11 protein-coding genes are annotated in these 24,858 nt (G+C 44.2%); 8 read left to right on the top strand and 3 right to left on the bottom strand.

Going from position 1 to position 24,858, the window contains the following annotated elements:
* The first annotated feature begins 440 nt into the window (after positions 1 to 440).
* The 4 genes from PCY70_RS00095 (at position 441) to PCY70_RS00080 (ending at position 9,818) form a co-directional block, all read left to right on the top strand.
* Positions 441 to 9,083 (top strand): hypothetical protein, encoded by an 8,643-nt coding sequence (locus PCY70_RS00095; RefSeq protein ID WP_305767957.1) that lies wholly within the window; start codon positions 441 to 443, stop codon positions 9,081 to 9,083.
* 87 nt (positions 9,084 to 9,170) lie between these two features.
* A complete protein-coding gene (locus PCY70_RS00090) occupies positions 9,171 to 9,305 on the top strand; it encodes a hypothetical protein (protein ID WP_305767956.1) in 135 nt (44 codons plus the stop codon).
* Positions 9,265 to 9,576 (top strand): hypothetical protein, encoded by a 312-nt coding sequence (locus PCY70_RS00085; protein WP_305767955.1) that lies wholly within the window; start codon positions 9,265 to 9,267, stop codon positions 9,574 to 9,576. Before PCY70_RS00090 ends, PCY70_RS00085 begins: the two co-directional genes overlap by 41 nt.
* Positions 9,573 to 9,818, top strand: a complete 246-nt coding sequence (locus PCY70_RS00080) for a hypothetical protein (RefSeq protein ID WP_305767954.1) — start codon at positions 9,573 to 9,575, stop codon at positions 9,816 to 9,818. The genes PCY70_RS00085 and PCY70_RS00080 overlap by 4 nt, the downstream gene beginning before the upstream one ends.
* 418 nt (positions 9,819 to 10,236) lie before the next feature.
* On the opposite strand, the gene PCY70_RS00075 is transcribed toward PCY70_RS00080, so the two are convergent.
* Positions 10,237 to 10,404 carry a hypothetical protein gene (locus tag PCY70_RS00075; protein ID WP_305767953.1) on the bottom strand — a complete coding sequence of 56 codons (168 nt, stop codon included), beginning with the start codon at positions 10,402 to 10,404 and terminating at the stop codon, positions 10,237 to 10,239.
* 263 nt (positions 10,405 to 10,667) lie between these two features.
* On the opposite strand from PCY70_RS00075, the gene PCY70_RS00070 reads away from it, so the two are divergent.
* The 4 genes from PCY70_RS00070 to PCY70_RS00055 all read left to right on the top strand — a co-directional run bounded on the left by PCY70_RS00070 (position 10,668) and on the right by PCY70_RS00055 (position 23,967).
* Positions 10,668 to 12,263 carry an RNA-binding protein gene (locus tag PCY70_RS00070; RefSeq protein WP_305767952.1) on the top strand — a complete coding sequence of 532 codons (1,596 nt, stop codon included), beginning with the start codon at positions 10,668 to 10,670 and terminating at the stop codon, positions 12,261 to 12,263.
* Between the two features lie 571 nt (positions 12,264 to 12,834).
* Positions 12,835 to 13,026, top strand: a complete 192-nt coding sequence (locus PCY70_RS00065; RefSeq protein WP_305767951.1) for a hypothetical protein — start codon at positions 12,835 to 12,837, stop codon at positions 13,024 to 13,026.
* Between the two features lie 458 nt (positions 13,027 to 13,484).
* Positions 13,485 to 13,634: a hypothetical protein gene (locus PCY70_RS00060; protein WP_305767950.1), complete on the top strand. Its 150-nt coding sequence runs from the start codon at positions 13,485 to 13,487 to the stop codon at positions 13,632 to 13,634.
* Between the two features lie 592 nt (positions 13,635 to 14,226).
* Positions 14,227 to 23,967, top strand: coding sequence for a hypothetical protein (locus PCY70_RS00055; protein ID WP_305767949.1), 9,741 nt, complete (start codon positions 14,227 to 14,229; stop codon positions 23,965 to 23,967).
* A gap of 375 nt (positions 23,968 to 24,342) precedes the next feature.
* Here the strand turns inward: PCY70_RS00055 and PCY70_RS00050 are convergent, their stop codons facing one another.
* Both PCY70_RS00050 and PCY70_RS00045 read right to left on the bottom strand, forming a co-directional pair.
* On the bottom strand, positions 24,343 to 24,606 hold the full coding sequence (locus PCY70_RS00050) for a hypothetical protein (RefSeq protein ID WP_305767948.1): 264 nt from the start codon (positions 24,604 to 24,606) through the stop codon (positions 24,343 to 24,345).
* 66 nt (positions 24,607 to 24,672) lie between these two features.
* Positions 24,673 to 24,798, bottom strand: a complete 126-nt coding sequence (locus PCY70_RS00045; RefSeq protein WP_305767947.1) for a hypothetical protein — start codon at positions 24,796 to 24,798, stop codon at positions 24,673 to 24,675.
* Positions 24,799 to 24,858 lie beyond the last annotated feature (60 nt).

Genomic DNA, 24,858 nt, shown 5'->3' with positions numbered 1-24,858 from the left:
TCTTCTCCATCTGCTCGATCGGCGCCAGCTTCTTTGCTATTCTCTTTTCCTTTTTATGTAGTTCGCTATAACATGCGATGCCCCCTGTAGATCGTTAAAAAATACGATGCTTTATTTATTTCTATATATCGCACATAAAAATGAAGATTCTACAGGTTGTTTATCTCCAACTTTATATAATGCTTTTCATTATTTTATGTTATATTTTTAGCATTTTACACTAATTTCTTCTAATTTTTTGGATTTTTATTACAATTAATTTTCCAAATCTTGGATAAGTCTTATTAATGTACTATAACACCGCTTCCGATATAATTAATATCATAAATTATTATATGAATGCATTATTACCCGAGCTCATATATTTGGATATGCAATATATTTTTTAGAGTATAACTAAATTCGATTTATTATGCTATACAAAAAAAGGAGATGAATTAATGGCTTTGATGAAGAAATATAGAAAGCAAGTAGCTTTTACACTTTTAGCGACCGGAGCAATTACTATGTTACCGATCGATGTTAACGCTGCCGATGATGTAGCTGGTTTAATTACGGCTGGTACTACTGATGAGACAGCTGGATACATTCATGAACTACCAGCCGACGCGGCGGCTTTAGGTACTGCTCACCCTGGCAACGAACTGTTGGTAGATAAATTAACGTTCGCTGCAGATTATCAACTCGATACATTAATTACAGATGCAATGAGATTATCTCAAATCTTTACATCTAAAACTGATGGTTTAGAATACACCACTGGTCAGCAATACTTAAACTTAAATGATTCTGCAACAAAAACTGCCTTCGAAAATTTAACGAACATTTTGGCAAATCCTGCCACATTTACCAACAAAGGCATAAAAGCACATATAGCTGATATAGCGGCTGATCTTAACGCGGCTGTAAATGCTGTTAAACAGCTTACGCCTGATTCTGCTATCGAAAATACCTACAAGACGGCTATTGATACACTCAAACAAACTATCCATTATGTAGATGCGCACATCGATTTTTCAGCTAACGAAGATAACGCTATAACAGCTGACACTAAAACTCCTACTGATTTCGGAACTGCCACCGAGGCCATAGCGATCGAAATTTCTAAAGACGCAAAAACCGTCGAAACAACTAGACATTGGGTTACTCAAAGCGTAGTCGACGCATTACAAGAGGCTATGATTGCTGCCGAGGCTGTTGTTGACAACGCATACTCTGGAGCTTATAACGATGACACTACTACACTTGGAGATATCTTCGAAGATAATGTAACGTTGTCTGATACATTTAACACGTTAGCTACATCTGCTAATCTAGATGATGAATCAAGCACCCCGTATGCTAAAAAATCTAATGAGGAAAAATATAAAGAAGAGACATTGCAAGGTGCTGACGGAGATTACTCAACACTCGATGAAATAACCGCCGCGCAAACTGCTCTCGATGATGCCTACACGGCCTACCTTGCCGCATCTAATGGGACATACGATCTCACGGCTAACATAGCTGCTGCTACATTAGAAATTAAAATCGCAAAAGCTATGCTAGGACTAACCAATCTTGATGATGATTTACCAAAAAGTGCCAACAGTAGTCTCCGCTCTACCCCTCAAATTTACAAATATAAAGACGGTACCAAAGCAACGGCTACAGATATTGAAGAATCAAGTGCCGCCATTACAGCTGACGATCGAGAAGGTTTTGGTCCAGATGCTACATATTTTATAGCACCAGCCGTAGTTGAAGATACAGCTGCCGGAAATTTACTTACCTGGGACACCCCACCAGCCGGCGTAAAAGCTGAACCTAAATACATTACCCATGATAGAGTCGATACACAGCTTGATAAATTAAGAGAATACATCGAAACGTATGAAAGTTATGATGGATCTGATGGAAAAACTACATTAGAGGGAGAAGATTATACAACCGAAGTTAAGGCCGGCTCTAAAACATCTGGTAGCTCAAATGAAATGGCTGAGATTATAAAGGATATAGCTGGTCTAGCTCAAAGCATTGATAACTACACTGCCTTTGCAGATTCTACTGACACTCCTGCTGATCAACTCGCGGACGTTACTACTCAGTTATACAACTACTTCGTTCACTTGGGATTAGCAACAACAGTGGAATTTACACCTGCTCCACCTGCTGAAGGTGTTCCTGATAGTGTCGAGGGCGCGGTTACTTCTGGTCCGATTACACTACTTAAGCTAACCGATGGATTTACCACCGCTGGCTTAAATGACAATCACGCACTGAAAGTTAAATCAGAAATTGATGCAGATACCACCGCTGTAGCAGTTCCAAGGCAAGGACAGTTTAATCCTCTTTTAGCTCCACCTACTACAGCACGAGCAGACTACTACAACATCTCTGCATATAAAGGGGTAGATCTCGATACAGGTCAGTTCTGGGTAACGGAAAGTGTTCATGATGATCTTGTGACGGCCATCAATAATGCGAAAAGCTATATCACAGATTCTGGTGTAAAAGATGCAGATGGTACTACTACTCTATATAAATTAAGCGGTACATCCGTATCTACCATTGAAGGCTCTATCAAGAAGCTTAAAGAAGCGCTTGATAAATACGATGAAGCGGCTAAAGATGGATTGAAAACTAAATTTACTACCGCGATTACAGATGCGACCACAGCACTAGCAAAAGTTGAAACCTACGTCACTTTGCCAGTGCTTGCAGCTGATACTTCTACCGGTGCACTTTCTTCATCAGCGGGAAGAATAGCAAAAACTGATAGCGCAATTGCTCTATCTGATGATGGTATTTTCTCTATTACCGAATCTTCTGCAGATGCCGCTGACGGCTATACTACTACAGCTGCTGCTGCAGACGAGAAGAAAAAACTCATCACGGTAGCCAATACAAGCGCTACACATTACGTTGAAGTGTCTGATTTAGATAAATTAACGTCCGAAGCGAAATATCTCAATGAGCTTGAGGCGTATAAAGATGTAGTCGTTTATGGTCTAACCGAGGCGTCCGCAAAGACAAAGCTCAAAAAATATATGGACGATTTCGTATCCGGAAACTTGCAAAAAGAAATCGATGACATCGCTAAAGCAGTCGCTACATTTGAAGACAGTAAGCAGCCGATCGTTCCGTTCGATAATACCGAAAGAGAAGCATTGTATACCGCTGTACATGGCGCAGCTTCAGACGGAATTATGACCACAATCAAAAAAGTTGACGGTAAGGATGAATATTATTCCACTGACACTACCACTACTGTCGGCGTATCAGAGGATGGTGGATATACGTATAAAACTTATGATGAAGGTACCAGCAAATGGAGCGACCTTAAATCATTTGCCGATACCACCAGCGGCATCACTCACCCAGCGAAATGGACTACCAACGAAGCACTCAAGACTTATTACAACGCGATCCAGGCGGCCAAAAAAGTATTAGATGATACTTTCCCATCTACTTTAACAGATACTGCTTCAACACCTGTTACAGATGAAAAGTCATTGGGAGCAGAATATTCAGAAGTAGATTGGGGCTCAAATATTCCAGACGCATCTGAAACTGACTTTGCAGCAGCTAAGGCTACACTCGATGCGGCTACAGCAGCGTATGGAACGGCTACGAAGGATAAGACTGACACCGCTGATGCCAAAACAAAGTTTGACGAATTCAAAAACGCCATCGGTGTGGCATATACAGCGACAACGGCAGCAACAGATCCAGATTCATACGATGCTCTTGGATATATATCATCTACGGATGCTGCTATAGATTCAGGTGCAACAGTAAGTGGTGAGAAAGCAAAAGTCTACGCTATCGAAAGTACAGATGGTAAAGTAACTAGCTATGTTCCAGTAGATATTTATATAGTAAGTAAAGGTCATTCTGATACCATCATTAATTCCAAAAAGGATGACAATTCCAAAAGCATGCTATACGGCTATACTAAAACTGGCGAGATTGACCCTGTCGCAGGTACTGGTGGCTCAAACGCTATCGAAAAATTCGTAGACACCGATGCCGTAGAAGATCTCTCAGATGCGCTACTCGAAGTCGATGAAATTTTAGCCAAAAGCGATACAGACAACTACAAAGCATACGCAAATGACCCTAGCTATTTCGATAATGCATTGAATAAGGTTAAAGATGCGATAGCAGCATATGAAGCAAAAACTAAAGAGCATGACAGCGCGGATTATGTAACGGCTTATACATCAGTTCAAACTAAACTTACTGGTGATACTGGTGATGGTACAGCTGTCGCCGTTAACGCAGCTACATTCGCAACCAAAGATGCAGCCGACGGCGACTTCGCCATAACATTCGCAGATACAACTGTCGTGGGTGGAAAAATCATTGAGGCCGGCATCGCTTTAGATACATCCAAAGTAAATTTATCTGTAGACGGAGTATATACTTGCGATCCAAATGGCAATGCAACAAGCACTGCTCTACCAGATGGACATTGGGTAACACCGACGATGTTCAACGACCTCAAAGAGGCTATGGTCAAAGCACAAGAAATAGTCGACGATGCTGCCAATCTAGAGTCATCTTCGCGCACCGGCTATTTGGATAATCCTGGGAATCTTGATGCTACTGGCTCCTACTTCGCAACCCAATATAATGAGAGCGGCTTAGTAGATGCGATTCTAGCATTTAAACCAACCGCTGTTGAAAAAGCTACTACAGCTGAAAAAACTACGTGGATCGATGCGGCCAAAGCTATTCTCTACGGAGACGACAAAGAAATCGATACATCAGATGCGCCTCCTACTGCTAGCGAAAACGTTGATGCCTTCATCGGAACTAGTACAGACAAAGGTGACTACTCCCTAACTAGTATCGCTATTAAAGGAGCAATCGATACCACTGGAGATGGCGTTTCTGATGCTGAGCTCGAAACATTCATAGACTCTAATCCTACTTATCTCGACCAAACTTATGCAACGAACTTAAAAGAAGCTCTCACTACTTTAGAAGAAGCTGCCGACCAAGCTACAGCCGAGCAAGTTGCCGATCTCGCGGTGCTTGTGAATACTGCGGATGCCAACTCTTATGCTATGAATCCTGCTAGCTCGAAGAAAATTGCTCTCTACAACGCATATCATGCGGCCAACGCTGTACTCAAAGATGCTAATGGTACTGATGTAGAAATTAGCGACACGGCTGGTGCAAACATCTCGACTTCTTCATATTGGGTAACGAGCGCCGTACACGCTAATATCACAAAGGCTATCGAAGAGGCAAAAACGCTTCTCGACGATACCGCAGTCAACACCTCTATCTCTACTAAGGCTACCGCATTGGCAAATCTTGCCAAAAACTTTAAGCCGCTTCCTGGAACTGCAACTGGGGCTACTATTAAAGCGTTTGATGAAGCAAAAAAAGCGCTTCTTGAGGGCATCAATATTGTAGCTGCTCTTACTAATGTGAATGCGTATAAGATAGATGGTACACAAGAGACTGCTCCATTAACTCCACCAACTCCACCAGCTGGCAAATCTGTAATCGTTGAAAGTAAAGTTTACGGAACCGATGTCGAAGGCACCGATGACAATGGCGATCTAATTCCAGACAGTGGATCTAAATGGGTATCAACAATCGACTATACCAAAATAACTACCGCTCTCAACACAGCCGTTACCGCATTGAAAAATACTAAATCCACAACCGCCACATTGCAGGCCTCTCTCACTGCTCTCGAAAAAGCTACTACAGCTTTCGAAACTGCAGCTCAGTTTGGTACCAAGGATTCGTATAACAAAGTCGTTGCCACTCTCAGAACTTATATTTCTAACACTGAAAAAGGCACATTTGCCGATGATGGTGCTCACCTCTCAGCAGTGGAATCGATAGCCGTGAGCTCTTCGTTTGGAGCAGACGTACCAGCAACATCGCTGTGGACCACTACTGCTGGAAAAAATACCATCACTGCTGCTACCCAAAAGGCCGCAACTTTCCTCAACAGCTTTGCCAATGTTGATGCGCCTGACAAGAAAACATCGCTCGACAAGGCCATCTTGGCTCTCAAGGAAATGCAAACTGCGTATCAAAACTTCTATGGCTACAATGTTAAAGGCGAAAAACTCGACACAATTACTCCGTTAGCTCAGAAGGGCACCGATGCTATCGAAACTGTAGAATTACGCACTGCAATCCAAAATGCTGTCGCTGCCATAAACGGGCTGGCATACCTACCTGGCGCAACGCCTCCGACTGCAACTTACACCGACGCCGACGGTTTGGCTGGTAATAAATACAAAAACGACGACAAGGGAACAACCAAAGTTTCTGTAAAAGCGGGCGGAGTTGACGTACCTGCCAATACACAATGGGTGGCTAGCACAGATGTGAATGTATACGCCAATGCTATATCTGTAGCGCAAAAGACACTCGATACCTTCGCAACTGCAAAAGTTCAGTCTCAACTCACTATCGACAAGGCCGTTGATGCCCTCGCTCTTGCAACAAAGAATTTCGAGAAGGCAACCAAACCTGCCGCGGCTCTATCTGCAGAGGCATCAAAATACAATATGGCTCTTACCAAATTAAACGACGCGATCGCGCAAGCTACTAGCACGGTCATCAACGGCAATTTGGCTGGCGGCCCACTCGCGTTACTCAACACGATAAAGCTTAGCCTCGCGGGAGACGGTAGCGACGTAGATTCGTATTCGCAATGGGTAAATACATTGCAATATAACGCTTACGTCAACGCTATTAACAACGCGAAGAAAGTGATCAGCCTACCGACCACGCTTACCCTTCAGCTTAGCAATGCGTATAGCGCGTTCGACAAATCAACAGCCATCCTAACTTCAGCGGCGGCGAAAAACGGAATGGGTAAAAACGATGAAATGCTCACCAAAATCGAAGAATTGGAATCGCTTATCAAAGATATCGAAGCCATTCTCTACGGTTCCGACCGACGTACCCCTATTTTCGCATCAGCGACCGGGGCGGATGTTCCAGATGATTCCAATTGGCTTCCGGCGGCGCAAATCACTACACTCAACAACCAGATCAAGCTAGCGACTACTGCTATCTTCAACACCACAACTGACAAAGACCCTATCACCGGAACTGTTGGTACAGGCAAAACCACGCTCGCTAGTATTGGGCAAACGATCACGTCTCTCAAAAATAGCGTCACAACTGCAACCAAACTTTTAAAACCAGGTAAGCTGGACTCAGATCTCGAAACAGCCGATGCGGTAAAAGCGAAAAACGAACTTACGATGTTAATAGCGCAGGCATTCGAATATACAAAGTACGCGCAAAGCGATGTACAAGGGAACGATGTCGCGGACGGCCTAGCTTGGGTAACAAAAGAAGACGTGGATGGGTTCACAGTTGATGGCGAGAACGAATCGATGGCACCGAAAGAATTTATCATTGACGCGCACAAGGCGGCGAGCGATGTATTGAAGGCGAATCCGCATACAGCAGAAGGATCTGCGGCCAAGTTGACTGAAGCAATCGGAAAATTAGAGTTAGCGATCGAGCAGTTTGCCAACGTTGTAGCTAACAAAACACCAGATGGAACGGCCGTCGCTGATACTGATCCACTAATCGGAGGCCTTGGAACAATGGATACTCTGAACACGGCAAAAGAAGTGTTAACTGCACGAATCGAGGCAATCAAAGCCTATGTGGAAACAGTCGTAGAAGTAGGCGATATGGATGACGAAAGTGAAGACGGCGATATCTACGAATTGGCGATGGGCACGTTGTATTCAGACGATGCTTCTATCTCTGCAATAGAAGAGGCGATCGAAATTGCGACAGATGCGATAAGCGACCTTGAGGACACCGCCACAGATGCGGCTAAGTTAACAGCAGGTTCATTAGACGGAACCACCGCCGATGATCCAGCTGCGGCACCTACTAGCGCATTGGGTGTTTTAAATGGCGAATTCGAATTATTCTCAGGAAGAGACGATAATCATCCCAAAACTAATGAAGGTGTTGATATTGGCAAAGTAAAAGAAAAATCTAAGTACGCAGGTACTCCGTTAGAGCAAGCTGTAGCGGCCATAACCGCGGTACTTGAAAGCGACGAGTTGATCGTGGTTCCAGCACTTAAAACCGATGGCGCCGCTATGGATGCGACGGAAGCACAAGCTTATATCGTAAAGAAACTTGACGAAGTAATCGCCGCTGCGGGCATAGACATGAATATTACTGTTGATGATGGAGCTGGTACAGCAACTACTATGGAAGCTAAATTTACGGTTGAAGCTACAACAATCGGTACTTTCGCAGAATCAGTTCCAGGTACTGCAGAAGAGCCTGATGGTGAAGTTGGTGAAAATGAAGTTTCCGTTAAGATTACATTAGTGAAAACTGATGGCACTACTCCAGTTGAGGGTACGGGTATTGAACCAGTAGTGATCGAAGGTGAGTTTATAGTGGCAGCCGCTCCATATAAGTGGACAGTAATCGAGAAGTCAGCAGTGCTCGAAGCCGCATCTCGCATTCACTCTTCAAGAGAATTCACGATCGATGGCAACTTACTAACAGATAAAACTGCAGATGAGACAGCTAGAAATAAAGCTAATGCTCTTCTCGCCGCTCAAGAAATCCAGAAACAAGTGAAAGCGTTAATTAATAATGAAGATGTTGAAGTATATATTGTATCCGAAGAATTTGATGCCGAAACTAGCGAATTAAAAGCCGAGAATATATTCACAACTGAAACTGTCGATGCAACAACAGCATATGAGCCACAAGTTAATAAGCCAGACCCTGAGGATCCAGAAGCTGAAGATGAGTCTGAAGACGGTGCATTCGTATTTAATATAGCATTAAAAATCCCTTATGACGGCGCAAATCCTGGTGTGGCGACTATCTCTACTCCAGCAATCGAGGAAGAATTAGTAGAAGTAGTTAAAGATGGTGACGCTGGTGCCGATGACACTACCGACAATTCGTTCTACACAGTAATCTTCGACGAAACATTTGAAGCGATCATAACTCCTGGTGAGCATGTAGAAATAGACGCAGTTAGCCCACCACCACTAGTGAAAAATGCTACTCCGACAAAATCTATAGCATCTAAAATTATGTCATTCTTCAAGCGTTCATAAGAATCTCAAAAATTAGCAAAAAATACCATTAAATCCGTATTAAATAGTACAACCGAAGTAACTACAGTAGCTGGCGAAGCCGACTCGGTGGCAATAGCTAGGATGGCCGACTCGATGGCAACAGCTGATGAGGTCGATGCGATGGCAATAGCTGGGGTAGCCGACTCGGTGGCAACAGCTGATGAGGTCGATGCGATGCAACAGCTGGCGAAGCCGATTTGATGACAACAGCTGGGAAGCCGACTCGGTGGTAATAGCTAGCGGAGTCGATGCGATGGTAGTAGCTGGGATGATCGGTTCGATGGCAGTAGCTCGCGAAGCCAACTCGATGACAACAGCTGGTGAGGTCGATGCGATGACAACAGCTGGCGAAGCCGATTTGATGACAACAGCTGGCGAAGCCGACTCGGTGGTAATAGCTGAGGTGGTCGATGCGATGACAATAGCCGGGGTAGCCGACTCGGTGCAACAGCTGATGAGGTCGATGCGATGACAATAGCTAGCGGAGCCGATTCGATTACAATAGCTGATGAGGTCGATGCGATAGCAACAGCTGGCGAAGCCGATTCGATGGCAACAGCTGGTGAGGTCGATGCGATAGCAACAGCTGGCGAAGCCGATTCGGTGGCAACAGCTGGTGAGGTCGATGCGATAGCAATAGCTAGGATGGCCGACTCGATGGCAACAGCTGGTGAAGCCGACTCGATGGCAATAGCTGGGGTAGCCGACTCGTAGCGACGATCGATGGCAACAGCTGATGAGGTCGATGCGATAGCAATAGCTGGGGTAGCCAATTCGGTGGCAATAGCTGGCGAAGCCCATTTTGCCGCAGTTAAAGTAATACTTTAAGCAAATTATGTAGCAACCACAAGCGTTTCCGGTGACGAAAATCTCTCGGTTAAAGTAATACTTTAAGCTGTTATGGTGATTTACATCTTGATCATCGCCATGGCTGGTACATCCGATAATTTTACTGTACAAATCACAGCCGATTTTGCCGCAGTTAAAGTAATACTTGAAGCTAATTGTGTAGCAATGACAAGCGTTTCCGGTGACGAAAATTTCTCGGTTAAAGTAATACTTTAAGCTGTTATGGTGTTTTACATCTTGATAATCGCAATAGCTGGTACATCCGATAATTTTACTGTACAAATCAGCCGATTTTGCCGCAGTTAAAGTAATACTTTAAGCTAATTGTGTAGCAACCACAAGCGTTTCCGGTGACGAAAATTTCTCGGTTAAAGTAATACTTTAAGCTGTTATGGCGACTTACATCTTGATCATCGCCGTGGCTGGTACATCCGATAATTTTACTGTACAAATCACAGCCCATTTTGCCGCAGTTAAAGTAATACTTGAAGCTAATTGTGTAGCAACGACGGGCGTTTCCGGCGACGAAAATTTCTCGGTTAAAGTAATACTTTAAGCTATTATGGCACCTTACATCTTGATAATTCCAAATAATGGCAACAACTAGACAGTCGACTCGATGGCAACAGCTGACAAGGTCGATGCGATAGCAACAGCTGATGAAGTCGATGCGATGACAACAGCTAGCGGAGCCGATTCGATACAATAGCTGGGGTGGTCAGTGCGATAGCAATAGCTAGGATAGCCGACTCGATAGCAATAGCTGGGGTGGTCAGTGCGATAGCAATAGCTAGGATGGCCGACTCGATAGCAATAGCTAGGATAGCCGACTCGATGGCAACAGCTGACAAGGTCGATGCGATAGCAACAGCTGATGAAGTCGATGCGATGACAACAGCTGGCGAAGCCGACTCGATGGCAACAGCTGGTGAGGCCGATTCGATGGCAATAGCTGGCGAAGCCGACTCGGTGGCAACAGCTGATGAGGTCGATGCGATGACAATAGCTGGTGAAGCCGATTTGATGGCAACAGCTGGTGAGGTCGATGCGATAGCAATAGCCGGGGTAGCCGACTCGGTGGCAACAGCTAGCGGAGTCGATGCGATAGCAATAGCCGGGGTAGCCGACTCGATGGCAACAGCTGACAAGGTCGATGCGATAGCAACAGCTGATGAAGTCGATGCGATGACAACAGCTAGCGGAGCCGATTCGATTACAATAGCCGGGGAGGTCGATGCGATAGCAACAGCTGATGAAGTCGATGCGATGACAACAGCTAGCGGAGCCGATTCGATTACAATAGCCGGGGAGGTCGATGCGATAGCAACAGCTGATGAAGTCGATGCGATGACAACAGCTAGCGGAGCCGATTCGATTACAATAGCCGGGGAGGTCGATGCGATAGCAACAGCTGATGAAGTCGATGCGATGACAACAGCTAGCGGAGCCGATTCGATTACAATAGCCGGGGAGGTCGATGCGATAGCAACAGCTGATGAAGTCGATGCGATGACAACAGCTGATGAGGTCGATGCGATAGCAACAGCTGGGGTAGCCGACTCGATGGCAACAGCTGATGAGGTCGGTGCGATTACAATAGCTGGTGAAGCCGACTCGGTGGTAATAGCTAGCGGAGTCGATGCGATAGCAATAGCTGGAGAAGCCGATTCGGTGGCAACAGCTGATGAAGTCGATGCGATGACAATAGCTGGTGTAGCCGACTCGGTGGCAATAGCTAGCGGAGTCGATGCGATGGCAACAGCTGGCGAAGCCGACTCGATGGCAATAGCTAGGATGGCTGACTCGATGACAACAGCTGATGAGGTCGATGCGATAGCAACAGCTGATGAAGTCGATGCGATGACAATAGCCGGGGTAGCCGACTCGGTGGCAACAGCTGATGAGGTCGGTGCGATTACAATAGCTGGTGAAGCCGACTCGGTGGTAATAGCTAGCGGAGTCGATGCGATAGCAATAGCTGGGGTAGCCGACTCGATGGCAACAGCTGATGAAGTCGATGCGATGACAATAGCTGGTGTAGCCGACTCGGTGGCAATAGCTGGCGGGGTCGATGCGATGGTAGTAGCTGGGATGATCGGTTCGATGGCAATAGCTAGGATGGCTGACTCGATGACAACAGCTGATGAGGTCGATGCGATAGCAATAGCTCGCGAAGCCGACTCGATGGCAATAGCTAGGGTAGCCGACTCGGTGGCAACAGCTGATGAGGTCGATGCGATAGCAATAGCTGGTGAGGGTCGATTCGATGACAATAGCCGGGGTGGTCGATGCGATAGCAATAGCTGGTGAAGCCGATTTTGCCGCAGTTAAAGTAATACTTTAAGCTAATTATGTAGCAACCACAGGCGTTTCCGGTGACGAAAATCTCTCGGTTAAAGTAATACTTTAAGCTGTTATTGTGATTTACATCTTGATAATCGCAATAGCTGGTACATCCGATAATTTTACTGTACAAATCACAGCCGATTTTGCCGCAGTTAAAGTAATACTTTAAGCAAATTATGTAGCAACCCCAAGCGTTTCCGGTGACGAAAATTTCTCGGTTAAAGTAATACTTTAAGCTATTATGGCGACTTACATCTTGATCATCGCAATAGCTGGTACATCCGATAATTTTACTGTACGAATTACAGCCGATTTTGCCGTAGTTAAAGTAATACTTTAAGCTAATTGTGTAGCAACGACGGGCGTTTCCGGTGACGAAATTTTCTCGGTTAAAGTAATACTTTAAGCTAATTGTGTAGCAACGACGGGCGTTTCCGGTGACGAAATTTTCTCGGTTAAAGTAATACTTTAAGCTGTTATGGCACCTTACATTTTGATAATTCCAAATAATGGCAATAACTAGACAGTCGACTCGATGGCAGTAGCTCGCGAAGCCAACTCGATGGCAACAGCTGACAAGGTCGATGCGATAGCAATAGCTCGCGAAGCCGACTCGATGGCAACAGCTGGTGAAGTCGATGCGATAGCAATAGCCGGGGTAGCCGACTCGGTGGTAATAGCTGGCGGAGTCGATGCGATGGCAATAGCCGGGGGGTCGATGCGATAGCATAGCTGGCGAGCGATGATGCAATAGCTGGGGTAGCCGACTCGATGGCAACAGCTGGTGAGCCGATTCGATACAATAGCTGGGGTAGCCGACTCGATGGCAACAGCTGGTGAGGTCGATGCGATGCAATAGCTGGTGAGCCGATTCGGTGGCAACAGCCGATTTGCGATGGCAACAGCTGGTGAGGGCCGATGCGATAGCAAATGAGGCGATGCGATGGCAAAGCTGGGGTCGACTCGGTGGCAACAGCTAACGCGACTGATTTGATTGCATAAAATAATGATAACGAATCAGTCGATACTTATACAAAAATGATTTTCAATCACAATGATGTTACAGCCGATTTTGCCGCAGTTAAAGTAATACTTTAAGCTAATTATGTATCAACGACAAGCGTTTCCGGTGACGAAAATTTCTCGGTTAAAGTAATACTTTAAGCTGTTATGGTGATTTACATCTTGATAATCGCAATAGCTGGTACATCCGATAATTTTACTGTACAAATTACAGCCGATTTTGCCGCAGTTAAAGTAATACTTGAAGCTAATTATGTAGCAACGACGGGCGTTTCCGGTGACGAAAATCTCTCGGTTAAAGTAATACTTTAAGCTGTTATGGTGATTTACATCTTGATCATCGCCATTGCTGGTACATCCGATAATTTTACTGTACAAATTACAGCCGATTTTGCCGCAGTTAAAGTAATACTTTAAGCTAATTGTGTAGCAACGACAAGCGTTTCCGGTGACGAAATTTTCTCGGTTAAAGTAATACTTTAAGCTGTTATGGCGTTTTACCTCTTGATCATCGCGTGGCTGGTACATCCGATAATTTTACTGTACGAATTACAGCCCGATTTTGCCGCAGTTAAAGTAATACTTTAAGCTAATTATGTAGCAACGACAGGCGTTTCCGGTGACGAAATTTTCTCGGTTAAAGTAATACTTTAAGCTGTTATGGCACCTTATATCTTGATAATTCCAAATAATGGCAATACACAATCATCACTCAGGTCATGATAATAGCTAGTGCGACCATTGTGATTGATGAATACTTAACGCCCTCGCTTATTTTATTTAGGGCTCTTATTATGTTTACTTTTGGATCTCGTATATCCAATTTCTAGCAGAGTGTTGTGTTTTCTCTGCACTTTATATAGCGGCCACGTGCGCCGCTTCTTTCAAAAAAGGAGATGAATAAATGTCGTTAATGAAAAAATATCGAAAACAAATGGCTTTTACTTTACTTGCTTCTGGTGCTATAGCTGTTACTCCGCTCAATGTTGCGGCTGAGACTATCGGCGAGCTTATGACAACTGCTGGTGATGCCGCTGGTGATTCATTTGGTTATGTAGCGAAAGCTGATCTGGAAGATGTTCCTGTAATAGATGCTGAATTTGGCAAGTCATTGAGGCTCACTGCTCTTCACACTTCTCTCACAGAAGGATTAGAATTCATTGATACTCACTTTTATATTCCAGAGAATGATGAAGCATTCGTTGCTCTCGAAAATATGTTACTAACAGATAAGATAGCACAAGACAGTTCTCACGGATTGATTGAGCATCTTGAAGAAATAGCTAAGATTATTACAGATGTTAATAAAGATGTTGCTAAAATCGATTTAGAAGCTGGAACTGGAGATGCGTACAAAACAGCTATCGATGAGCTAAAGCAAGAGATTCACTACGTTGATGCCCATATGGATTATTCTGAGTTTGCACCACTAATTCTTGATGCCCCACCAGTGGGAGCTGAGCAGAAGCCAGTTGACTTTGGCGAAGCTACAACTATAGAAGCGAAGCATGCCGTGAAAATTGCTATTAGTAAAGATGGACTCGATGTTACAGATGGAAAATACTGGGTTACTGATGCTATCTACACAGACTTAGAAAATAAGCTAGATGCAGCCGTTGCCGCTGTAAAGAACTTCTACCCTGATACCATGGTCACAGATGCCGCTACCGCAATTGAATTTGATTTTAGTACCGATGTCGAGACTTCTGATAAGTTTAAAGAGTTCGCCGACGCAGTTAAAACGGCAGATACTGATTCTACTTTAGCGACAGAGAAAGACGGCACTACAGGAAAGATAACCCAATTACCAGACGAAACCCCTTACGATAAAGATATGGGTACCGGAACAGCTACCAACTATACTACCATCGAAGATTTAGAAACAGCGTTGAAGAACCTATCCGATGCGTATGATACCTATCTTGATGCCGAAGACGGTGAGGCAGAACTTATCAATGCCGCTACATTCGAACTCGACAAGCAAATTGCTATAGCGATGCTCGGAATTAATCCTGCTGATAATCCTAACTTAGAGAGTGCTCTCTCTTTCGCATCGACTCCTCAAGTGTATATGTATGCCGATTCTAATGATGCTTCAGTTACAAAAAGTGAGGCTACTAAAGTTATAGAGGCTACGGGAGATCCTGACATTACTTTGATCGGTTTTGGTAATGATGATAAATACTTTATCTCTCCAGCTGTGACCAATAACTCATTCGCCATTGGAAAAGTTCCTAAACCTAGCGATGCTGCTGCATTCCTTGAAATCGATGCCACATATATCACACCAGCTGAGGCGAACGCTAAAGCTAGTGTATTGAAAAAGTTAATCGCGGAGATGAAACTTTATGATGGTAAAGATGAAAATGGCGGAAATACTGGTGTTGATACTGAAGCCGAATATAAAGCATACCGTGCAGAAATCAGTGCGGGAGTTTCAGCGGCGGCTAAAAATGATTATGGTGCGGATACCAAGATCACTCTTGTAGCCGAGAAGATGGCAGCATTTGGTGAGGAAATCGCCGACATAGCAAAAGTTGGTGCTTCTGTTGAAAGGCAAGAGGCTATGGATACGCTTGGCAGGTATCTTGCTTACTTTAACTATGGTACTTGGGCAACTGGTAAATTCACAGCATCAACTGATACAGCTACTACTGACTTTGTCACAAAAGCGGCTCTCACCGCTGTTTCAACAGATGCTGGCGAGGAGATTGGTAAACTCAATGTTGGCAAAGATCTTGATGCTGTAACAGCTAAAACTGTTGATACATTCTACAATATTTCAGCAAAAGACGGCCTCGATGTTGGTAAAGACCACTTCTGGGTAACTAAAGATGAGCGCGATGATCTTGCACATACCTTAGACGATGCGCACACATTCCTCTCTGGCCTAGTTGATGCTCCTACATCTACAATATCCACAGCTTTAGTTGAAGCAAAGATCGCGGAGGTAGAGGCAGCAATTGAGGCATACGACGCAGCCGCTAAAGAGGGTCTCAAGGACGACTTCGCAGAAGAGGTTAAGAAAATTACTGATGCTTTGGCTATGGTTACGCCACATGTTACTCTTCCTACATTTACGCCTGCTGATTCTGGCACTGCTCCGGTTCTTGCAACGCAAAGATCTATACCTGAGGATAAGACGACTGTATTATCAGATGATGGAGTATTCACTATCACTCGTGAAGTATTCACTGTAGCTCCAGAAGGATTCGAACTTGATAGTCAGGCCGCTGACGCTACTGCTGCGTATAGCTCCATTCAAAACGAGAAGCTTATGGCGGCTACGGCTACTCATTACGTAACTCCAGCGGATCTTGATGCATTGTTTGCGGCAATCGACCCAGTAGCGTTGTTGGTTAGCAATGAGACTATCGCTCCAGCTGGTGGAGATATAGTAGACGTTCACTCTACAGAAATTAAAAATGCGAGCAATCTATATAACGACTTAGTTGCTAAATACTTAAATGGCGAAATCGAAGCAATAGCCGATAAAATTGAAACAGCGGTGGGAGTTTTCGAAGATGCTAAGAAGGAAGTTATGTCATATGCCAAAAGAGCTGATCTAGTTACTACTATAGATACTGACATGGAAGATTCTACCAAGCCAGAGGCCGCAGCTGGCTCAATTAGAGAGCTAATCCTCGTGGATCCACTTAATGGAACAGTTTATATCAAGCCAGATTCAGCAGATCTTGCGATATCAAAAGATGGTGGCTATACATTTGTGAAATATACCCCTTCTCCTGATGGCGGTAATACTCCTAGCAAGTGGGAGCCTGCTACTACAGCTCCGGCTAAATGGGTTGATGAAGCAACGCTTTCGGCATATAATGCAGCAATTGTGGCCGCTGAGAAAGTTGTTACAGATAGTAAGATTGCAGCTTATCTTGTAGAAGAAGGAGCCTCACCTTCAACTCCATCTGATGATACGAAAGCAGATACCGCAACTCCATTCGATCCAGCCGCTAAGTATGCGGAATTAAGTCTCAACGAAGATGTTCTAGCGAAGATGGTATCAGCGGCGGCGACCGGTGAAGATTACTTTGAAATGGCGAACAAGACCCTCACTACAGCTAAGGCGGCTTTCGAGAAGGCATATGAAGATCCAAAAGATATTACGACTGTAAAAGATGCCCTTGACACGTTCACCGCCGCTGTTGGATCTCTATACACTCTTGCGACTGACGCTCTTAAGGCAGATAACCGTGAAGAATCTGGATGGATCGACGGAGCTGCAGATAGCGTTTATAAAATTGAAAACGCTGATAAGACAATCACCTACTTCCCTGCAGGTGTGTATGTAAGTAATGACAAGTTTGGCCTTATCAACTCTGTATCGGGCGAGCCATATGAAACTGATCCGACTCATTACGTAAATTCACGAGTTGTAAACGACTATATGTTAGCTATTAAAGCAGCCGAAGATGCTAAGAACAAGAGTCTCGTTGACCTAGATAAGCTAATTAAACTAAATGCTAACTACTTAACCGATATTCAAACTAAACTTACTACTGCGGAAGCGGCCTATAAGGCTGGTAAGACAGAACATGCTGCCATTAAAACTGCCTTCACAGAGAATTATGGATTGGCTCAGGCCGCACTTGGAACCACGGCACTCGGTTCTGCCTTCGCATTCAAAGATGCCGACGGTACAGATTTCGCAACTGAAAATGCGATTACTGTAACCTTTACTGATAATGTAGTAGATTTAACGAAAGAAATTACATTGGGAGCTAACGTTAAACTATCACTTGATGGCATTTATGTATGTGACGAATATGGTGTGGCGACTGAAGATAAAGTATATGCAGATGGTACGTATTGGGTAACTCCAACAATGTTCAAAAACCTAAAAGACGCTATCATAGATGCGCAGGAATTAATAAACGATGCCACAAGCTTCGACGAAGGTATTGTTGATGCATATATTCACACAATAACAGCGCTCAATACAATCAAAGCCGGCCTTGAGGCTGATACATCTACTGACGAAGGTAAGGCTCTTAAAGCGGCTGGTGCAGCAGCAATAGGGGATCTCGAGCTTTCAGCAGAAAATGAAGAAACCCTCACAATTGCATTCGGCACTGATGCTGATACTGCGCAAACAGATGCAGCTAAAACACTTGTAGGAACATTAACGACTGAATACTTTAAAAGCCAAGTAGATTTCACTGAAGTTGTGGCGGCATTTGTTCCTACTAAAACTGAGGATGTTGGTACAGAAAAAGCTACGGATTGGATTAACGCGGCAAAAGTAATTATCTATGGAGCTGACGGAGTAGCTGGCGGAGCTTTAGATGATAGTGGTTCTGCCCCTGTTGACAATAGAGATGCGTTAGTCAGCGAGCTACCAGGTGGATTCGATGTTCTCACGCTAGCCGCTCTTGCAGCAGCTGACACGAATGAGGATAAGGATGACAATGACAAAATTATTTATGGTCTATCTGATGCCGAAATCACAACCGAATTTGGTGAGGCGGTATACTTTGAAAAAGCATACATCGATGCGTTGAAAGCGGCGATAAAAGTAGTAGAAGATGCTGGCGACGAAGTAGAAGCCGAAGAAGTAGAGGCGCTTGCATTGTTAGTAAATCAAGCACCGAAAGAAGTTAAAGATGTAGAAATCGAGAAAAACGCAAAAATCGATCTATACAATAGCTACGTGAGTACCGAGGCTCTATTAATGAAAGACGGCAAAAAAGTTGTAGCCAGCGACAACAAAGGTGCTTCAACAGCTAAAGACACATATTGGGTAACATCCGCACAATTAAATGGTTTGAAGGCAGCGTTGACGAACACCGAAAAATTATTAAACAATACAACCACCGCCGCAAAAGCATCTGCCATATTTAATAAAACTCTTGTTACGCAACTTACAACTAACGCGCGTCTTGGAGCGGCGTTCAAGCCAGCACCAGGCACCGCAGAGAAAGAGGCTATGGATAAACTTAATGCGGCCAAGGCTGAATTATTAGCACGCATAAATTACGCGACAGTTTTGACAGGCCAACAAGCATATTTGGAAGACGGGACTCAAGATGTAAACGCCGTAATTATAGATGAAGGCAGAATCGTTGTCAGTACAGCGTTCGGAACCGATGTATCTGGCGAAGATAAAGACGGCAATTTAATTCCAGATTCTGGAGATCGCTGGACATCGCAAGCGGCGCTCAATGCAGCGAAGACAGCTATCAAGGCCGCTGTTAATGCATATAAGCATACATTAGCAACTGAAACATCGTTAGACAAAGCGCAACTGATACTTAACAATAGCATCGCCAACTTCGAGAGAACCGCTCAATACGGAGCGAAAGAATTATACGCATCAGTGGCGGCGACAATGCAAACGTATGTGAACAACATCAGAAAAGGAAACGAAACTTATGCCGATGGAGCGATCATCGCAGCAGATAAATTAGCACAAAGTTTACTCAACGGAGCCGACGTCGCGGTAAACCAATATTGGTCAACCAAACTTGAAGTGACCAAGATTCTCAACGCAGCAACAGTGGCGGAAAATGTTCTTTTGAAATTTGCCAACCCTGATAAACCAACATCGAAAACTAGCCTTCCGGCACTTGTCGTATCGCTCAATAATATTAAGAGATCGTACGAATTCTTCTACGGAAGAGATTTAGAAGGCAAAGCGATCGACGGGATTGTTCCGAAAGTACAGCAAGGAACGAACTTAGTGGAGACATCAGAAATCCGCAGCCTTATCGAACTTTCTGTAGCGAAAGTCAACGACCTTGTATACCTCAAAGGAGCGCCAAGACCGCATTTTAAATACACATTATCAGACGGAACTGCGGGCAACTCGTATGGCTACGACCAATTGATTCCAGATGAAGATTATAACTTCGAGAAAATGGAAGACGGCGACGATGGCAACGGAAATGGAATCGACGAAGAAGCAGCAGACAACGGACCAGACATCCGCGTATCAAGTAAAGCCAATGGAATCGATGTACCAACCGATACTCAATGGGTATCAAGCGTCGCAGTAAATCAGTTTGTAGCAGCAATCAATGGAGCGCAAGCGTCATTAGACCGATTCGATATGGCCGCAGATAAAGTAAAAAATCAAGCCATCCTAACAAACGCGATTACAGTATTAGAGAGAGCCAACGGAGTGTTCGACGCGGCAGTAAAAACATCAGATTCTTCTACCAGCGAAGCATCAGAAGCGTATCAAGATTCATATACAAAGCTAGCAAGTTCGATAATACAAGGTTTCAGTGTACTTGGATTTGATAAAAACGGTGTATTCGAGGAAGGCATTAGCCTGGAGAGTGGAGAATTAGCGATCGATGTCGCAGTAAGAGGAACGTTATCAGGAGACGGTGGTGACGTCGACAGTTCATATAACTGGGTACCGATGGCAAATTACAACGGATTTAAAAACGCAGTGATCGCAGCGCAAACAGCACTCAATGCTCCAGCGGCAAATACCAAGAGCCTGACCGCCGCATATACCGGATTGAACAACGCGGCAACGACGTTGGCGAAAGTAGCAAGCGCTAGAGGCGAAGGAAGATTTGATGAAAGAGATGGATTAGTATCAGACTTGCAAATACTTGTCGACGAGGCGAATGCAATTTTATTTGGAGACGACGGGGAAACACCAATTTTCACAAGTGCAACTGGCAAAGATGTACCGGTAGGTGAGAACTGGCTTACTGGACCAACAATATCCGCGTTGAATGCGCAAGTCACACTTGCAACAAACTCGATTACAAATGCCGGGACCGATCCGCACCCTGTAACTGGCTTAAAAGGAAACGGAAGAACTACAATAAATCAGTTAAACACTAACATTAAAACAATAACAACGGTATTAGAAAGATCGGAACCAAAAGAAGGAACATTGGAAGGCGATATGACCGATGCGGCAAAAGCGAGATTGGTTCTCAAAGCGCAAATCGACCAAGCGAATGCATACGTAAAAACTCGCATAAGTAATTATCAAGGAACTGAGTTAGCGGATGGAGTCATCTGGGTAACAGGCGCGAACGTGGACGGATTTAAATATAGCGATACGGAGAACGCAGACTCGATACGACCTACAATATTCATATCAATGGCAGCAAAAAAAGCGATGCCAGCATACAATAAGTTGTACACAGCGGTGGGCGCGCAAGAAGGCTATGAGCAAGCGAGCGCCGATTTACAAAGTGCCATCGACCAATTCGAAAATATTTTGGCAAATAAAACGCCAGGCGGAGCGGACGTTGGAGCAGACGAACCACGACTATCTGGAACAGGATCACTCAATTCAATCAACGTTGAAAAAGTGGCAATCAACGCCAAAATGGCAGAATATTCCACAACAGTCAAATTAACCAGAGTCGCATCCGACGACACAGCAATAGCGAAGTTACCAGAAGGGGTGTATTACGCATCAGCAACAGAGATTGGAGCAATGAACACCGCTATCGCAACAGCGAGAAAGGCACTAGGTACATTCGAAAAAACAGCCGATGCTGCCATATTTTTAAGAGACGTAGTGTCTGCTGATCTCACTGAAGCACACAACACATTCTTAAGTGCACGTAAAATGAAAGGTATATACGAAGAGACTACAATGGCAACAGCCCAAACAGCGGTAGAAACATTATTCGATGGCGACGATGAGAACCAAATCATCCTTCCAGCTGGTTCAACTGTCGACAGTGCCACAGCGTATATCAAAAATCTCGTTGAATCTGTTATAGCAAATGAAACTATCACGGTAGATGTTAGTGGTACAACTGTTACACCTGGAACAGCTGGAACTGCAGACGAACCAGAAGGTGAAGCAGGCGAAGGTTCAGCAACAATCAAGTTAACTAATACCCAAGCGGCAGAAGATGCAGCTGCAACTGACAAAGAGATAACTGTTAATGCAACCTTCAAAGTAGCGGCGACACCATATAAGTGGGACGCTATAAGCAAAGCGAATGTACTAATGGCGGCATCGAAAGTTCATTCCGAGACAGAATTCGTAGTAGACGGTGCGATAGCGAAAGCGGCCCGCGATGCAGATACTGGAACAGACGAGGCTGTAAAACTCGCAGCTGAAGCAAAAGCGGTCGCAGCTGATTTGAAGATGCAAATCGAAAACTTGATCAACGACTCGGCGATAGAAGTGTTTGTTGTCGCAGCCGACTCTGCTGAAGGCGACGCATTAACTGACGCCAAAAATCTGATTACAACACCGGCGACTGATGACTACGATAATCAAACACCAGATACCGAAAACAAAAAAGGAGAAGATGGCCAGTTAGAATTTAACGTAGCATTGAGATTAAGCTTTGACGAAGTTCCTGGAATCCTAATGATCGCTGAACCAGCTATTGTAAGCGAATTGGTTGAAGTTACCAACGATGATGCTACTGGAGCTGCCGCAAGCGAGGATCATTACACCGTTATATTTAAAAAGGCGTTGACAGCTAAAGTAACGGCGGCACCATACACCGTGAGTTCACCAGCCGACAAGGCAGCAGTTGATATGGCTAATACAATCTACACAGCGAACGTAGGATCAACAGCTCATAGTATTGTAAATGATCTTGATAATCCAGCGACTACAGAAGCGTTAGCGAAGGCGCAAATTTCTAAGCAAATCACCAACTTGCTAACCGAAGGATTTGGAAGCAACAGTACAGATGATGCTCATAATTATGATGTTATCGAGGACGTAACTTTCGAAATTATCACTAAAACATTTACGGCACCGACCCGAGAGGCAGACGGATCATTCACCTTTGCAGTTAAGTTCACCCAAGGCATTGATTCTACATCTAGTGCGGACCAAGCTGCATTGACTATAACGAAAAATCCAGAAGATGCATTAGGCGACTTCGTGGCCGCGCTAGAATCATTCCCTACATTTGCAGCCACTTACGTGTACAATGCAAGCGGTTCACTTGAAAAAGTTGAGCCAGAAGCTGATGGAAGCTTCAAATACGATGAAGGTGTAGGACCATATGTCTTAGCCGACAAAAATGCAACAGATAAGCTAAGAGCTAGCAGCGACATAATGATGTACCTTAACGCAGCAGTGAGCAATGCTGTAGGCAGTGGGGCTACAGTTACACTCGATGATAAATACACAGCCTTCAAGAAAGCCCTTTCAGCAACACCAGCCAAAGCTGGAATAAACGGAATATTCAAATTTGTAGCCGTTGTAAAAGACGGGGATAGAACCGAAAGAACATTCCAAATCACTATACCGATCGTCGCGTTACCATACGAAAAACCAGAAGAAGTCAAAGCGGTAGAAGCGAACCTAATCTCGCTAGGACTCGACCTTGACGCGATCGATAAGTTCGAAGAAGAAGAGATACCGGCATTCAACGAACCAGCAATCGAAGAGAATGATGAAGACGAATTTGTAAGCGAATACACCGAGGAATTTGTAGAAGAAGAGTTAACATTCGACGAGCCAGCATACGAAGAAGAAGCGTACGAAGAGCCTACATTCGACGAAGAATACGAGGAATATTTTGAGGAGTTGTTCGAAGAAGAAGAAGAGTATTTCGAGGAGCAATTTGAAGAGCAATTCGAAGAAGAGCTGTTTATGGAAGAATCATTTGACTTTTCAACAAGTAAGAATAAGTCATTTATAGAACGAGTGAAAAACCTATTTAAGCGTTCATAAGTCGACGTATAATTTGACTTCTCAGCAAGCTCAGTAAATCAGAATTTATAGAATGAGTGAAAAACCTTATTTAAGCGTTCATAAGTCGACGTATAGCACGAGGCTGAGCTCCTTGGTAGCAACAATAGAAAACCTTCCCTGGAATTTTTTGGGGGAAGGTTTTTTGTATGTAATCGTAATTTTACGTATAGCAGAATTTTTAGCCGCCGCTGAAACGGTCGCTAGAGATGTTATATTTTCGTATATAAAAAAACCTCCTAGTATATTCCAACACAGAAGGTTTCGGCTTTAATTTTTCAAAAAGATGCGCTATTTTGGAGTTGTTGTAATTCTGTTTTTGACAACCCTGTTACTTTCATGGCCATATCGATCCCTTCATGTAGTAGAATGAGTTTTAAGTTTTGCTTCTTCCATACCTTCTTTCATCCCTTTTCTATAGCCAAATATTACTATCGGTAGAAGGTTATATAACTTTTTCTCAAAGATATCGTCTAATTCCCAAACTTGTAATTCTGCTACCTCAATAGTAGCTAACTTTTCGCCTTTCCACCAAATTTCATAATCATTAGGATATTGCGATGTTTGTATCTCTATTTGATAGTAACTATCCTTGATTTGGATAATTATATCTGCTAGCAAAACTTCAAATCTCAGGGTCTCACGGATAGTTTCGGCTGGTATGAAAACTCTATCGGTTCACTTTTATCAAAGATCACCTATTATCGCTTCCCGAGCCGATGCCGCATCCTGAGTTGTTGTCGCTTCCCGAGCTGTTATCTCATCCTGAGTTGTTGTCGCTTCCCGAGCGATATCCCAAGCCGATCCTCCCAAGATGCCGCATCCCGCCGATCCCGCATCCCAAGCCGATGTATCCTCATCCTGAGTTGATGT

It is taken from the genome of Candidatus Epulonipiscium viviparus, assembly GCF_030708075.1.
GTDB lineage: Bacteria > Bacillota > Clostridia > Lachnospirales > Cellulosilyticaceae > Epulonipiscioides > Epulonipiscioides viviparus.
The sequence above is the reverse complement of the archived record's forward strand: the minus strand, read 5'-3'. Positions and strand labels throughout refer to the sequence as shown.